The organism is Pseudomonas sp. Arb-4-2C (genome assembly GCF_055755015.1).
In genome coordinates, this window is record NZ_CM146899.1 from 5,573,054 (window position 1) to 5,586,022 (window position 12,969).

Sequence of the window (12,969 nt, forward strand, 5' to 3'; positions counted from 1 at the left end):
TGGCAGGAGGCCAGCGCCACTGTCGATGGGTCACATCAGCCCGACCAGCACAGGTGGCTGCTGCAGTTTCAAGCTCAGGGAAGAAGTACCCCCATGGCATTCCGCGCTCCCACCTTGATCGCGCTCAGCGCTGTCACTCTGCTGTCCGGCTGTTCGGCGTTTCGCAACTACGATTCGGAACTGGCCCAGACCAACCAGCAACTGGCCACCGGCAACGTCGACGCCGCATTGACCCTGCTGGAAAAGAACAACACCGGCCCGGACAAAGACCTGCTCTATTACTTCGAGAAGGGGGAGTTGCTGCGCGCCAAGGGCGACCTGTCCGGCAGCCAGAACGCCTGGACCAGCGCCGACCAGGTGGTCGGTCAGTGGGAAGACGCGGTCAAGCTCGATTCCGGCAAATACCTGGCTCAGTTCGGTAGCTTCATCGTCAACGACAAGGTTCGTCGCTACGAAGGCTACGACTACGAAAAAGTCATGCTGACCACGCAGATAGCCCTCAACCTGCTGGCGGTCAATGACTTCGACGGCGCCCGCACCGCGATCAAGAAGACTCACGAACGTGAAGCCGTGATCGCCGACCTGCGTGACAAGGAATACCTCAAGAGCGAGGAAGAGGCCGAGAAAGAAGGGATCAAGACCCAGTACAAGGATCTGCAGGGTTACCCGGTTGCCAGCCTTGATGCGCCGGAAGTGGTCAGCCTGAAAAACAGCTACCAGAGTGCGTTCAGCCATTACCTGGCCGGCTTCGTCTACGAAGCCCTGGGCGAGAAAGACCTGGCTGCACCGGGCTACCGCAAGGCTGCCGAACTGCGTCCGAACACCCCACTGCTGGAACAGGCGCTGGTCAATCTCGACAAGCCAAGCAAATCCGACGACAGCGACATCCTGATCGTGGTGCAAAGCGGTCTGGCGCCAGCCCGCGATTCGATCCGCGTGCCGCTGCCATTGCCGATCTCCAACAACGTGGTGATCACCCCGCTGTCGTTCCCGATCATCAAGCCTGACACCTCCACCGCGCCGTTCGCGCAGATTGGCGTCGATGGCCAGCAAGTCAACCTGACCGCCCTCAACAGCACCACTGCCATGTCGCGCCGCGCCCTGCGCGATGACATGCCGGGGATTATCGTGCGCACCACCGTGCGCGCAATCACCAAAGGCGTGGCGCAGAAGAAGATCAACGAAACCAATCCGCTGGCCGGTCTGGCCGTCGGTATCTCTTCAGCTGTGCTCGAAGGTGCCGATACCCGTACGTGGCGCACCCTGCCGGACAACACCCAGGTGGTACGTCTGCGCTTGAAGAAAGGCGAGCACCAAGTCAGTTTGCCGAGCGCCATCGGTGGCTCGGTGGTCAAGGTCACCGTCGATCAGCGTTATCAGGTGATCAGCCTGCGCGCCGTGGGCAATCAGGTGTTCGCTGCGGGCCTCGCCGCCCACGTCATTCCGAGCGCCGGTGCGACCAACGTCGCCAGCCTCAAACAACCTTAAGAACGGAGTCTTTGCATGCGCTTCAAACTCATCGCCGTTGCCGCCCTCGCCGTCCTGGCGAGCGGCTGCGCCACCCCGCCACCACCTGAGCCGGGCAGCGCCGCGAGCAAGGTCGTGGCCATGGGCCCGCAGAAACACATCGCAGTCGGCGCCATGCGCGTGGCACGCGAGAACGGCTTCATGACCGTCAATGTGCAGTTGACCAACACCCTCAACAGCAACAAGACGTTCTACTACCGCTTCGCCTGGCTCGGCCCGGAAGGTTTCCCGATTGCCGAGGAAGAAGTCTGGAAAAGCCAGATGATGTACGGCGCCCAGACCAGCTTCATTCAGGGCATCGCCCCGACCCCCAAAGCCGTGGATTTCCGTCTGGAACTCAAGACGCCTTAAGTCCGCCACCCTATTCCTGTTTTAGAGAGCACTCCCATGTTTGCACGCTTTTCCTTGATCGCTGTCCTCGCCCTGCTGGCTTCCGGTTGCGCCAACACCTCGCCGACCCTGGGCAACAAGAACATCAGCTACGGCGACACCAAAGCGGTTGAAACCGTGACCAACGAATTCGGTTCGACCGATCTGCAAATGATCGCCGAGTCGATGACCCGCTCGCTGGCCCAGTCCGGCATTCTGCAGGGCCGTCCGGTGGTGCAGGTCTACGACGTGAAGAACAAGACCAGCGAGTACATCAATACCCGCGAAATCACCACCAGCATCAAGACCCAGCTGATGAAGTCCGGCACCGCCCGCTTCGCCAGCGACAACACCGCGATGCAGAGCCAGGTTGATCAGCTCAAGCTGCAAAACCAGAGCGGCCTGTACAAGAAGAGCAGCGTGGCCAAGACCGGCAACATGATCGCCGCCAAGTACCGCCTGGAAGGTTCGATCAGCTCGATCGTCAAGCGCAGCAGCGACTACAAGGACGTCTTCTACAAATTCAGCCTGCAACTGATCGACGTTGAAAGCGGTCTGGCCGAGTGGATGGACGAAAAAGAGATCCGCAAAACCACGGAGCGTTAAGCAATGCGCGCATGGATTGGCATGATGGCCCTGGCTTGCGCGTTCAGCGTGCAGGCAGCCCCCAAAGTCGCAGTGACGGATCTGGCGTATCAGGAGCGTGTGGAGCAATACATCCACATCGTTTCGGCGCAGAACAATTACCGCGAGGGTTACTACAGCTCCAGTGGCTCATCGAGCTATAACGAGCTGGAAGCGACCACCAGCTATATCGAGCAGGGTGAGCTGCGTAAATTCACCGGCGACATCAAGGGTGAAATCCTGCGTACCGGCATGTTCCAGCTGGTGCAGGGCACGCCGTACACCGCGTCGTCCAAGGGTGACGTCTATGACGTTATCAAACGCATCAAGGCCGGCAGCTTCAAAGGCGCCGACTATGTGCTGTTCGGCACGGTGTCCGACATCGACTTCACCCAGGACATGAACGAGCTGGCGCACACCGACAGCTATTCGGCGGTACTGGGCCTGACGCTGGTGGCGGATTTCAGTCTGATCAACACCAAGACCTACGAGATCACTTCAGCCTTCACGGCGATGGGTGAAGCGCAGGACACCAAACTGGTGAACGGGCGCGACATCAAGATCTCGCTGAACCGCCCTCGGGTGGTGCGTGAGGTGTCCAAGGCACTGGGCGAGGACGTCGCCGGGCAATTGAGCCAACAGCTCGGTGGCGGCGGTTACGAGCAGCCGCGTGAGCCGCAGCAGCGCAACAACCTGCCGCGCGATACGGCGCCGGTGATTCTTCACTGATTCGACAGCCGTAAACGAAAAAGGCGACCTGAGAGGGTCGCCTTTTTTGTGCCTGTTGCTTTACGCGACGGCTTTGCGCAACGTCGCCATAAACGCCGCCGCGCCGATGAACAGCCCGGCAAACGTGCGGTTCATGCGCTTCTGCTGTTTCGGCGTGCGCAACAGGCGCAGCACCTTCGATGCCAGCCCGGTGTAGCCGGCCATGACGATCAGATCAACGCAGATCATGGTCACGCCGATCACCAGGTACTGCATCAGCAGCGGAGCGTGCGGATTGATGAACTGCGGCAGCACCGCCAGCATGAACACCAGCGCCTTGGGGTTGCTGATGTTCACCAGAAAACCGCGGAACACCAGCGCCAACGGTTTGCCGATCGGCCGTACCGCCGCGTCATCGCTCATGTCCATGGGCAGCGCACGCCATTGCTTGACCGCCAGATAGACCAGATACGCCACACCGAACCATTTGATCGCATAGAACGCGGTGGCCGAAGCGGTGAGGATCGCGCCCACACCGGCGCCGACGATCGCAATCTGTACCGCGAGGCCGATCTGCAGACCGAGGGCGTTCCAGTAACCACGCCAGAAACCGTATTGCAGACCGCTGGACATCGACGCAATGGCGCCGGCGCCCGGGGACAGACTGATCACCCAGCAGGCGGCGAAAAACGCCAGCCATGTTTGTAGCTCCATCGCTCACCTCGACTCATGTTCGTGACAAATGCCTAAGCTAATCCGGGTTTGAATGGATGACTACCGATTTTTTGCTGAAAGTTGTGGGGCTACCGGGGGCACCTTCGCGAGCAAGCCCGCTCCCACAAGGATCTTTGGTGTTCACACATTGTGTGTTCCACTCAGGACACTGTGGGAGCGGGCCTGCTCGCGAAGGCGTCAGATCAGACGCCCGGGCAATCTACTTTTCGAAACCGCCGGAAGGGAACACATCGCTGCCGCGCCAGCGCCGCACCGAGCGCTGGAAGAACAGACTGTTCGGCACTTGCACCATGGCGCTGCCGGTGCCCAGTTCCTCAGCCTCGATCAACGTGGTGTAGAGCAGATTGATCGCCACCACCCGGCCTTTGACACCCGGCTTGTCGGTGGTGTCGACCAGTTCGACCACATCACCCAGACGGAACGGGCCGACGGTGAAGATCAGGATCGCGCAGAGCAGGTTCGACAGCACACTCCACATGGCGAAGAACGCCACCGCCGCTACCGCGACAAAACCCGACAGCGCCGTCCACAGCACCGTGGCCGACACGCCGAGGCGTTCCAGCACAAAGATCAGCGCACTGCCCATGATCAGCCAGCGCAGCCCGCCGCGCAGCGGCATCAGCAACTGCGGCGGGAACGGGTAGCGCTCACCCAGACGGGTCAGGCCTTTGGCAACGAAACGCTGAGCCAGATAACCGGCCAGCAGGATCAGCAGAATCTGCACGCCGAGCCAGATCGGCTCGACCCACACTGCCGGCAAAGGAAGCTTGAACGCGTCCATCAGGACAGCGCCTCCAGCTCCGCCTGCATGCTTTCCAGGGTTTCGAGCGCTGCCATCCAGGCTTCTTCCAGCTCGCCTTCGCGAACCTTCAGTCTGGCCTGTTCGGCCAGCAGATCACGCAGCTCATTCTTGCGCGCAGGCTCGTAAATGTCGCTGTCACCGAGACTGGCATCGACCTTGGCGAGTTTCTCGTGGAGCTTGCCCAGCTCAGCTTCGAGCTTGTCGGCTTCACGCTTGTGCGGCGCCAATTGCTGACGCAACGCAGCGGCAGCCTGACGCTGAGCTTTCTTGTCGGTCTTGTCCGGATTGACCGGCGTGTTGCTGACCGGGGCGTTGCGCTGACGGTATTCCACCAGCCAGCGCGCGTAGTCTTCGAGATCGCCATCGAACTCTTCGACCTTGCCATCAGCGACCAGGTAGAAGTTGTCGGTGGTGCTCTTGAGCAAGTGACGATCGTGAGACACCACCAACACCGCGCCGCTGAATTCCTGCAGCGCCATGGTCAGCGCCAGGCGCATTTCCAGATCGAGGTGGTTGGTCGGTTCGTCGAGCAGCAGCAGGTTCGGCCGTTCCCAGGCGATCAACGCCAGGGCCAGACGCGCCTTTTCGCCACCGGAGAAATTCAGCACCGGTTCGTCGATGCGCGCGCCACGGAAGTCGAAACCGCCGAGGAAGTCACGCAGGGTCTGCTCGCGCTCGGTCGGCGCCAGTCGCTGCAAGTGCAGCAATGGGCTGGCCTTGGCATCCAGCGAGTCGAGCTGATGCTGGGCAAAGTAGCCGACGACGGTGTTTTCGCCACGGGTCAGACGCCCGCCCAGCGGCTCGAGCTCACCGGCGAGGTTCTTGATCAGGGTCGATTTACCGGCACCGTTCGGCCCGAGAAGGCCGATCCGCGCACCCGGGGTCAGTTGCAGCTTGACCTTCTCCAGGATGGTTTTATCGCCATATCCCAGACGCGCATCGGACAGGTCGATCAGCGGGCTGGAGATCTTGGTCGACTCGCGGAACACGAAATCGAACGGCGAATCGACGTGGGCCGCCGACAGCTCTTCCATGCGCTCCAGGGCCTTGATCCGGCTCTGCGCCTGACGGGCCTTGGTGGCCTGGGCCTTGAAGCGAGCGATGTAGCTTTCCATGTGCGCACGTTGCGCCTGCTGCTTCTCGTAAGCCTGCTGTTGCTGGGCCAGACGTTCGGCACGGGCACGTTCAAACGCGGTATAGCCGCCCCGGTACAGGGTCAGTTTGCGCTGATCGACATGGGCCACGTGATCGACCACTTCATCGAGGAAGTCGCGGTCGTGGGAAATCAGCAGCAAAGTACCCGGGTAGCTTTTCAGCCACTCTTCGAGCCAGATGATTGCGTCGAGGTCCAGGTGGTTGGTCGGTTCGTCGAGCAGCAACAGGTCCGATGGACACATCAAGGCCTGCGCCAGGTTCAGACGCATCCGCCAGCCACCGGAGAAATCTCCTACCTGACGATCCATCTGCTCGTTGGTGAAACCAAGACCGGCCAGCAATTTGCGCGCACGTGCATCGGCGGTATAGCCGTCAGCGCTGTCGAGTTCGGCGTGCAAACGGGCCAGTGCCGTGCCATCGTGGGCCGCTTCGGCGGCGGCGAGGTCACGCTGCACTTCGCGTAGACGCAGGTCGCCATCGAGCACATAGTCGACCGCCAGGCGCTCGAGGGTGTCGACCTCCTGGCGCATGTGCGCGATGCGCCAGTCGGCCGGCAACAGGCAATCGCCCGAGTCCGGATGCAACTCGCCGCGTAACAGGGCGAACAGGCTCGATTTGCCGGCGCCGTTGGCACCGATGAGGCCGGCTTTGTGGCCGGCGTGCAGGGTCAGCTCGGCGTCTTCTAGCAGACGCTGCGGGCCACGCTGTAAAGTCAGGTTCTGAAGTCGGATCATAATGGCGGCGGAGTCTACCAGCTTCGCTCACAACTGGCGCGAGTAGCACGATGTCCTCTGACCTGTGGAGCTTTTCCCTTGCCATCTACGCCCGACCGGGCGTGGAACATGCCTGCCTGCAACTGCAAACGGCGGGGGCCAATGTGTGCCTGTTGCTGTGCGGTCTGTGGCTGGAACAACGTGGCGTGGCCTGCGACGAACAGCGCGTAGAACAGCTGAAAATGCTGGTGGGGCCTTGGGATGTGGAGGTGGTGCAGCCGCTGCGTGCATTACGCACTCAATGGAAAACCCTGGCCGAGGAAGACCCGGTGCTCAAGGCCCTGCGTGAACAGATGAAGGCGCTGGAGCTGGAAGCCGAACGGCATCTGCTGTGGCAACTGGAACAGGTCGCTCAGGACTGGCCGTTGCAGGCTGCATCCGCGTCGGAAGAATGGCTTGAGCGTCTGGCGGCAATGGCCGCCAGCCCGAACCGCGACGCGCTGCAAGTGCTGCGCGTCGCGGCAACCGGCACTTAGGAAGCGCTGGTCGGGTTGCTGGTGGCGCTCGACGCAGCGGCCGGCGTTGGCGCAGTCGTGGTGGTCGAGGTAGAAGCGGCGGCGGCAGGTGCAGCGGCCGGCGCTGGAGCGGCTGGCTTGGCGGCAGGTGCGGTCGCCGGTTTCGCGGCGGCTGGTTTGGCGGCGGCCGGTTTTTTCGCGGCAGGTTTGGCGGCTGGTTTTGCTGCTGGCTTGGCAACTGCTGGTTTGGCAGCAGGCTTGGCAACTGGCTTGGCAGCAGCGGTTGCCGGTTTGGCCGCAGCAGGTTTGGCAGCGGTTTTCGCGGCAGGCTTGGCAACGGCTTTGGCAGCTGGTTTTGCAGCGACCGGTTTGGTCGCAGGCTTGGCCGCTGCAGTTTTGGCGGCTGGCTTGGCAGCCGGTTTTACTGCAACTTTGGCAGCGGGTTTGGCCGCTGGTTTAGCCGCGGCGGTTTTTGCCGGAGTCGCTTTGCGAGCAGCCGGTTTGGCAGCTGGTTTTGCAGCAGCCGGCTTGGCGGCGGCAGTGCGTGCGGCAGGTTTTGCAGCGCTGGCCGCAGCAGGTTTTTTCACCGCGGTTTTTGCAGCAGGCTTGGCAGCAGCGGTTTTCGCAGGGGCTTTCGCCGCAGCAGGTTTGCCTGCCGCTTTCTTCGCAGGTGCTGCTGCAGGTTTGGCTGCGCGGGAGGTCAGCGCCTTGCCGGCGGCTTCCTGCACGCGACCGACACCCTGGGCCAGTTTCAGGCTTTCCTGGGCATCGCGCTTGAGTTGCAGAATGTAGCTGCGGGTGTCGGACTGACGATCCTTCAGCGCATCGAGCAGGTCTTCAAGCTCCTTCACGGCAGCCTTGGCCTTGTTCTGTGCCTTGGCTTTACCGGCAGTGGCTGCGTCCTGCAATTTGGTGCGGGACTTGTGCAGTTTTTCTTGCGCCTTGCCGCGTTGCTTTTCCAGTTTGGCGAGCAGTTTTTCAGCATCAGCCAAGGCTTGGGAGCAAGCGTTTTCCAAATGCTCGAGCAGGCTGCCCGAGAGTTGTTGGAGTAAGTGCAACGGAGTGTTTACAGGCTTCTTGGTGGCCGACATGGTTTACCTCCTGGCTGACGTGAGTGCGGCTCATACTAGACCTCTGCAGTTACCGCCGCTAGGTCATCTTGACAGTAACGAAACCATTGCGTTGCAACGAAGTGAAAATGTTCTGCACAAAGACAAAAGCAGTTCACCGTTGCAGACGTTCGCGCTGGCATAATCGCCCGCATCTCAGGACGGAGAGTGCCCATGTCGCGCTACTTTTTTTTATCCCTCTGCATGATTTTTTCCGCCGCCCACGCCGACGAAAAAACCACCACGAGCGACGCCCATGATCTGGCCTACAGCCTCGGCGCCAGTCTCGGTGAACGGCTGCGCCAAGAGGTGCCGCAATTGCAGATCCAGGCACTGGTCGACGGTTTGCAGCAGGCCTATCAAGGCAAGCCACTGGCCCTGAGCGAAGCGCGGATCGAGCAGATCCTGGCCGATCATGAAGCGCAAAACGCCGAACATTCGGCGCTGCCTTCAAGCGATGCCGCGATGGAAAACGAGCAACGTTTTCTCACCGCAGAAAAAGCCAAACCAGGTGTCAAGGAACTGGCCGACGGCATCCTGCTGACCGAGCTGACACCGGGCAATGGCGCCAAGGCCGGGCCGGATGGAAAAGTGCAGGTGCTTTACGTTGGTCGACTGCCCGATGGCACGGTGTTCGATCAGAACACTCAGCCGCAATGGTTCAGCCTCGACAGCGTGATTGCCGGCTGGCGTACCGCGTTGCAGAACATGCCGGTGGGCGCCAAGTGGCGACTGGTGATTCCATCTGATCAAGCCTATGGCGCCGACGGTGCGGGCGATCTGATTGCGCCGTTTACGCCGCTGGTGTTTGAAGTCGAGTTGCGCGGCGCAACAAGCTGACCGCCCCCGATTCACAGGCATAAAAAAACGCGGTGCGCTTTCGGCGTACCGCGTTTTTTATGCCTGCGAAAAACCAGTCAGGCTTGCGCTGTGTCTACTTCCTTGTGTGCCGTGTGCAGCACCTCAATCAGACAGTCTTCCAGCTCGAAGCGCTCGTGAAGCAGGCCGCCCAGCTCCTTGAACTTCTCGGCGACGCATTTGCCCTCATCGCACAGATCGTTGAACGCCAGCAGCTTCTCGGTGATGACGTCGATGCGTGGATAGATTGTTTCGGCCAGTTCTAGGCCGCGCGTATCACCGAACGCCTTGGCTTCGCCCGTCAGCTGTTCGTAGATCTCGAAATGCCCGGCCGAGACATAATCGACCAGCACACCGCAGAATTCCTGCAAGGGCTTGCGGTTCTCGGACAGCGCCTCAGGTTGCGCACCGAGCTTGTCGTAGGCACCGATCAGTTCTTCACGCTCTTGCAACCAGCGGTCGATCAGCAGATGAACTCCACCCCAGCGTTCCTGAGCATTCTGACAACTTTCGAGCATGGCGATCTCTCTTCCCTTGTGGGTCATGCTGCTCTACACCCGCGCCCCTCTTCTGGCTTTTATCGCTTGGAGGCCGACCGGGCAGAGCGTCATCGAGCAACATAAATCCAATGACACGTGCGGGCCAGATTATGCCCGCACGCCTATGGCTTCAAGGTACGCAGGAGATAAAGTTCATACAAGTGTTTAATCCCTGATCAGCATACGGTGCGACGCTTCGCCGCTGAGCGGTCGTTGCAGAGCGCTCCAGACCAGCCGCAGCAATTGGTACACCGCCAGGATCGACATTGCCACAAAGAACAGCAGGCTCCATTCCGGGATACTCAAATCGAACAGCGTCCAGGAAATATCTGCGCAATCGACACCGCCTTTAAACATCCGCACCGTTGCGCACAACCACGGCAGGTTGCTAAACAGCGCTTCGGAATCGGGCGCGCAGCTCGTCATTTGCACCAGCGGATCGCTCTGCAACAACACCTGCCGCCAGGCGGCGGTCGTCCCGCCCAGACTGACGCAAAACATGATCATCCAGTACAGCGACAAGCCGACACGCCGCGGGCCATGGACCGCCGCCAGCCCGCAACAGACCGTCAGCAATGCCATGAAGAATCGTTGCGCCAGGCACAGGCTGCAGGGCGTCAGCCCGACCGCGTATTCGAGGTAATAGGAAGCTCCCAGGGCCAGAGCCCCTGCAGTGAAAGCCGTGAAAAACAAGGAGCGTGAACAGGCCAACGACATGGCTTTTCCGTAACAGTAGAGACAGGCAGTTACGGTAGAGGAAAGCTTGTCAGCCTTTCAAGGCGGGTCCCTGCCGACAGTTCAACAGGAGTGTAGGGAAAACCCGACAGGGGCGAGAGGAATAGGCGTAGCCGACTGTAGGACTTTGCCTAAGACGTCGGTCAGAGGTAATTATTCGTTCGCAGAACGTTAACGAGGGAGCATCCTCCCTCGTGATTTCAAGCGTGAACCGGCACCGGCAATGGCGCGGCCAGGAGGCGCTCATCCAGCAGTCCGAGACCTTCCTGGAACAACTGATTGCTGCGCTCGGTGTCACCCAGCTGCGCGAGCAGGCGCGCCAATTCTGCGCAGGCTTCCGGATTGCGCTGCACCCGCAGGCTGCTCTCCAGATAATCCCGTGCCTTGCCCCACAAACTGGCTTGCAGACAGAGCCGTCCCAAGGTCAGCAACAGGCTCGGATCGGCCGGATGATCCTTGAGCCAGCCTTCGGCGGTCTGCAACTGACGCGCCGGATCGCTACCGCGCACCAAGCCATACAGTCGCGCCAGATGGCTGTCGTACTTGCGCTTGAGGGCGCCACGCAGCACTTCCTCGGCTTCGACCTGAGCGCCCAGCTGACGCAGTTGCTCGGCATACGCCAGCACCAGCGCCGGCTCCTGGCGCTGGGCCGAACTCAGTTGCTCCCAGGCACGATTGAGTGACTGCAGACCGACTTTGCCGTCCTCGTCGCGGTGCGCCGCCAGCGAAAGGTTGTTACCCCAGGCACGACGTTCGAGCTCTGCCAGCTCAGCCGGTGGCAGCGCCTTGTCCTTGCGCAGCTCCGGCAACAGACGGATGACAGCCGACCAGTCGCCGCGCTGTTGATGCAAACGCTGCAACTGACGCAAGGTCTGCACGTTGTGCGGATGCCGCTCGTGCATCGCCTGCAGGGTCACCAGTGCGCCGTCGGTGTCACCGCGATCGGTCTGCAGTTGCGCGTGACTCAAGGCAATTGCCAGTTCGGCCTGCGGCTGGCGCTCCAGCGCACGCTCGAGCAAGTGATCGCACTCCTCGTACTTGCCCTGTTCGTTGGCCGCGCGTGCGGCGCCGAGGTAATACAGCAGCGGCTGGCGCTCGGCTTCTGCAGCGCGAGAAAGATGCCGTTGCGCACTGGCCCAACGTCCTTCTGCCAGATCCAGCTGACCGTGTTCGATCGCCACCTGAACCCGACGGCTGCGGTTACGCCGCGACCACGGATTGACCACGCCGCTGGAAGCCATGACCAGTTCGACCAGCGCCTTGATGCCCCAGATCAGCAGCCACAGCACCGCGATCAGCCCCAGCGTGGCCCATAGGCTCGCCTCGTAACGGAAGCTCTTGTAGGCAACCAGCACGTACCCGGAGTGTTCGGCAATCGCCAGGCCCAGCGCTGCCGTCGCGGCAATCACCAGAAACACGATCACGTACAGGCGTTTCATGGCGTGGTCTCCTGCGCAGTGTTGGCGGCAGGTTTGGCGAACGGTTTGACCGATTCTTCAGCGTTGACGTTACGTCGCTCCAGATAACCCTGCACCGCGCTCAGCGTGCCGGTCAGGTCGGGCGTCTTGACCGTGACCGGTTGCTGGCTCAGCTCGGCGACCTGTTCGAGCATGATTTTGCTCTGCGGATTATCCGGATTGAAATTGCCCTTGAGCACGTCTCGTGCTTCAGTCAGCGCCTGGGTGTAAACCGGCGCCTGACCATTGAGCGCGGCCCACTGCGCCTGCTCCAGCGCCAGGCTCAGGGCCAGGCGCACCTGGCTCAGACTTTGCCCGGCCAGCAGTGGCTTCACATTCTTGTCAGCGTTGAAGTCGATGCGGATGTAACGCGAAACCTGATCCCACCACTGTGCCCAGCGACTGGCACCATCGCCGTCGGCGGTCAGGCCCAGCAGCGATTCGCCGCGATCCTTGTACTCCGGCGCCAGCTCGGTCAGCTCGATGACCTGATCACGCAAGGCGCCAATGCGCAGGAACAAGCCGGTGCGATCCGGCTGCTCGGTGCTGCGCAGGGCAACAAGGGTTTTTGCCACTTGCTCGCGAGCAGCGAACGAGCCCGGGTCGTTCTGTTCACGGAGGATTTCGTCGGCACCCTGCACCAGCGCCTGGGCGCTGCTGATGTCCTGCAAGGCTGACAGACGCAAGCTGGCCAGGCGCAGCAGATGCTCGGCCTCGGCCAGACGCCAGTCCTTGCGGCTGGCGCCGAGGACGGTTTCCAGACGCTGGTTGAGGCGCTGCTGATCACCCTGCAATTGCGTCACCAGACGCTGGCGATCAGCAAGCTCGTCGGCACCCGGCAACTGCGCGAGGCGCTCGGTCAGGCGCTGCTCATTGAGCTTGAGGCTCTGCGCCTGATCGTTCAGCGCCTGCACCTGGCCCGACTGCTGTGCGGTGTTGGTCTGCAGGTGACGCACCTGCCAGACACCCCAGCCACCGATCGCCACGCCGGCAGCGCCGAGCAACAGGGCGACAATGGCCAGTCCGTTGCCTCGGCGCGGCTCTTTGGCCGGCGGTGGAGTTTCAACCTGGGCATCGATCACAGGTTGGACGTCATCTTTGGGCAAGGCTGTTTCGCTCACGT

14 protein-coding genes are annotated in these 12,969 nt (G+C 61.4%); 6 read left to right on the top strand and 8 right to left on the bottom strand.

What is annotated here, in order from left to right; translation table 11 throughout:
- Positions 1-93: 93 nt before the first annotated feature.
- The 4 genes from AC0J41_RS25375 to AC0J41_RS25390 are packed head-to-tail and all read left to right on the top strand — an operon-like array spanning position 94 to position 3,249.
- Positions 94-1,488 carry a COG3014 family protein gene (locus AC0J41_RS25375; RefSeq protein WP_473013890.1) on the top strand — a complete coding sequence of 465 codons (1,395 nt, stop codon included), beginning with the start codon at positions 94-96 and terminating at the stop codon, positions 1,486-1,488.
- Between the two features lie 15 nt (positions 1,489-1,503).
- Positions 1,504-1,878: a YcfL family putative periplasmic lipoprotein gene (locus AC0J41_RS25380; RefSeq protein WP_025113270.1), complete on the top strand. Its 375-nt coding sequence runs from the start codon at positions 1,504-1,506 to the stop codon at positions 1,876-1,878.
- A 36-nt stretch (positions 1,879-1,914) separates the two neighbouring features.
- On the top strand, positions 1,915-2,502 hold the full coding sequence (gene lpoB, locus AC0J41_RS25385; RefSeq protein ID WP_473013891.1) for a penicillin-binding protein activator LpoB: 588 nt from the start codon (positions 1,915-1,917) through the stop codon (positions 2,500-2,502).
- Between the two features lie 3 nt (positions 2,503-2,505).
- The gene (locus tag AC0J41_RS25390; RefSeq protein WP_025113268.1) at positions 2,506-3,249 is read left to right on the top strand and encodes a hypothetical protein; all 744 of its coding nucleotides are present in this window, start codon (positions 2,506-2,508) and stop codon (positions 3,247-3,249) included.
- A 60-nt stretch (positions 3,250-3,309) separates the two neighbouring features.
- On the opposite strand, the gene rhtB is transcribed toward AC0J41_RS25390, so the two are convergent.
- From rhtB to AC0J41_RS25405, 3 genes are all read right to left on the bottom strand, one after another.
- Positions 3,310-3,942: a homoserine/homoserine lactone efflux protein gene (gene rhtB / locus AC0J41_RS25395; protein ID WP_473013892.1), complete on the bottom strand. Its 633-nt coding sequence runs from the start codon at positions 3,940-3,942 to the stop codon at positions 3,310-3,312.
- Between the two features lie 220 nt (positions 3,943-4,162).
- Positions 4,163-4,744, bottom strand: a complete 582-nt coding sequence (locus tag AC0J41_RS25400) for a mechanosensitive ion channel family protein (RefSeq protein ID WP_025113266.1) — start codon at positions 4,742-4,744, stop codon at positions 4,163-4,165.
- A complete protein-coding gene (locus tag AC0J41_RS25405; RefSeq protein ID WP_025113265.1) occupies positions 4,744-6,654 on the bottom strand; it encodes an ATP-binding cassette domain-containing protein in 1,911 nt (636 codons plus the stop codon). The genes AC0J41_RS25400 and AC0J41_RS25405 overlap by 1 nt, the downstream gene beginning before the upstream one ends.
- A 50-nt stretch (positions 6,655-6,704) precedes the next feature.
- On the opposite strand from AC0J41_RS25405, the gene AC0J41_RS25410 reads away from it, so the two are divergent.
- Positions 6,705-7,169 carry a TIGR02444 family protein gene (locus AC0J41_RS25410; RefSeq protein ID WP_025113264.1) on the top strand — a complete coding sequence of 155 codons (465 nt, stop codon included), beginning with the start codon at positions 6,705-6,707 and terminating at the stop codon, positions 7,167-7,169.
- On the opposite strand, the gene AC0J41_RS25415 is transcribed toward AC0J41_RS25410, so the two are convergent.
- Complete coding sequence (locus tag AC0J41_RS25415) at positions 7,166-8,239, bottom strand: AlgP family protein (protein WP_473013893.1); 1,074 nt, start codon at positions 8,237-8,239, stop codon at positions 7,166-7,168. The two genes, AC0J41_RS25410 and AC0J41_RS25415, sit on opposite strands and share 4 nt — an antisense overlap.
- Before the next feature lie 192 nt (positions 8,240-8,431).
- Between AC0J41_RS25415 and AC0J41_RS25420 the strand changes: the two genes are divergently transcribed.
- On the top strand, positions 8,432-9,097 hold the full coding sequence (locus tag AC0J41_RS25420; protein ID WP_025113262.1) for an FKBP-type peptidyl-prolyl cis-trans isomerase: 666 nt from the start codon (positions 8,432-8,434) through the stop codon (positions 9,095-9,097).
- A 77-nt stretch (positions 9,098-9,174) separates the two neighbouring features.
- Here AC0J41_RS25420 and AC0J41_RS25425 read toward each other — a convergent pair whose 3' ends face one another.
- From AC0J41_RS25425 to AC0J41_RS25440, 4 genes are all read right to left on the bottom strand, one after another.
- On the bottom strand, positions 9,175-9,633 hold the full coding sequence (locus tag AC0J41_RS25425; RefSeq protein WP_025113261.1) for an Rsd/AlgQ family anti-sigma factor: 459 nt from the start codon (positions 9,631-9,633) through the stop codon (positions 9,175-9,177).
- A 186-nt stretch (positions 9,634-9,819) separates the two neighbouring features.
- Positions 9,820-10,371, bottom strand: coding sequence for a disulfide bond formation protein B (locus tag AC0J41_RS25430; RefSeq protein ID WP_473013894.1), 552 nt, complete (start codon positions 10,369-10,371; stop codon positions 9,820-9,822).
- Positions 10,372-10,589: 218 nt separating this feature from the next.
- A complete protein-coding gene (locus AC0J41_RS25435; protein ID WP_025113259.1) occupies positions 10,590-11,828 on the bottom strand; it encodes a heme biosynthesis protein HemY in 1,239 nt (412 codons plus the stop codon).
- Complete coding sequence (locus AC0J41_RS25440) at positions 11,825-12,967, bottom strand: uroporphyrinogen-III C-methyltransferase (RefSeq protein WP_473013895.1); 1,143 nt, start codon at positions 12,965-12,967, stop codon at positions 11,825-11,827. Before AC0J41_RS25440 ends, AC0J41_RS25435 begins: the two co-directional genes overlap by 4 nt.
- Positions 12,968-12,969 lie beyond the last annotated feature (2 nt).

Bases quoted from the DNA above. Each gene is read 5' to 3' on its own strand.
- AC0J41_RS25375 (WP_473013890.1), top strand. From the start codon at position 94: ATGGCATTCCGCGCTCCCACCTTGATCGCGCTCAGCGCTGTCACTCTG.
- AC0J41_RS25380 (WP_025113270.1), top strand. From the start codon at position 1,504: ATGCGCTTCAAACTCATCGCCGTTGCCGCCCTCGCCGTCCTGGCGAGC.
- lpoB (WP_473013891.1), top strand. From the start codon at position 1,915: ATGTTTGCACGCTTTTCCTTGATCGCTGTCCTCGCCCTGCTGGCTTCC.
- AC0J41_RS25390 (WP_025113268.1), top strand. From the start codon at position 2,506: ATGCGCGCATGGATTGGCATGATGGCCCTGGCTTGCGCGTTCAGCGTG.
- rhtB (WP_473013892.1), bottom strand. From the start codon at position 3,942: ATGGAGCTACAAACATGGCTGGCGTTTTTCGCCGCCTGCTGGGTGATC.
- AC0J41_RS25400 (WP_025113266.1), bottom strand. From the start codon at position 4,744: ATGGACGCGTTCAAGCTTCCTTTGCCGGCAGTGTGGGTCGAGCCGATC.
- AC0J41_RS25405 (WP_025113265.1), bottom strand. From the start codon at position 6,654: ATGATCCGACTTCAGAACCTGACTTTACAGCGTGGCCCGCAGCGTCTG.
- AC0J41_RS25410 (WP_025113264.1), top strand. From the start codon at position 6,705: ATGTCCTCTGACCTGTGGAGCTTTTCCCTTGCCATCTACGCCCGACCG.
- AC0J41_RS25415 (WP_473013893.1), bottom strand. From the start codon at position 8,239: ATGTCGGCCACCAAGAAGCCTGTAAACACTCCGTTGCACTTACTCCAA.
- AC0J41_RS25420 (WP_025113262.1), top strand. From the start codon at position 8,432: ATGTCGCGCTACTTTTTTTTATCCCTCTGCATGATTTTTTCCGCCGCC.
- AC0J41_RS25425 (WP_025113261.1), bottom strand. From the start codon at position 9,633: ATGCTCGAAAGTTGTCAGAATGCTCAGGAACGCTGGGGTGGAGTTCAT.
- AC0J41_RS25430 (WP_473013894.1), bottom strand. From the start codon at position 10,371: ATGTCGTTGGCCTGTTCACGCTCCTTGTTTTTCACGGCTTTCACTGCA.
- AC0J41_RS25435 (WP_025113259.1), bottom strand. From the start codon at position 11,828: ATGAAACGCCTGTACGTGATCGTGTTTCTGGTGATTGCCGCGACGGCA.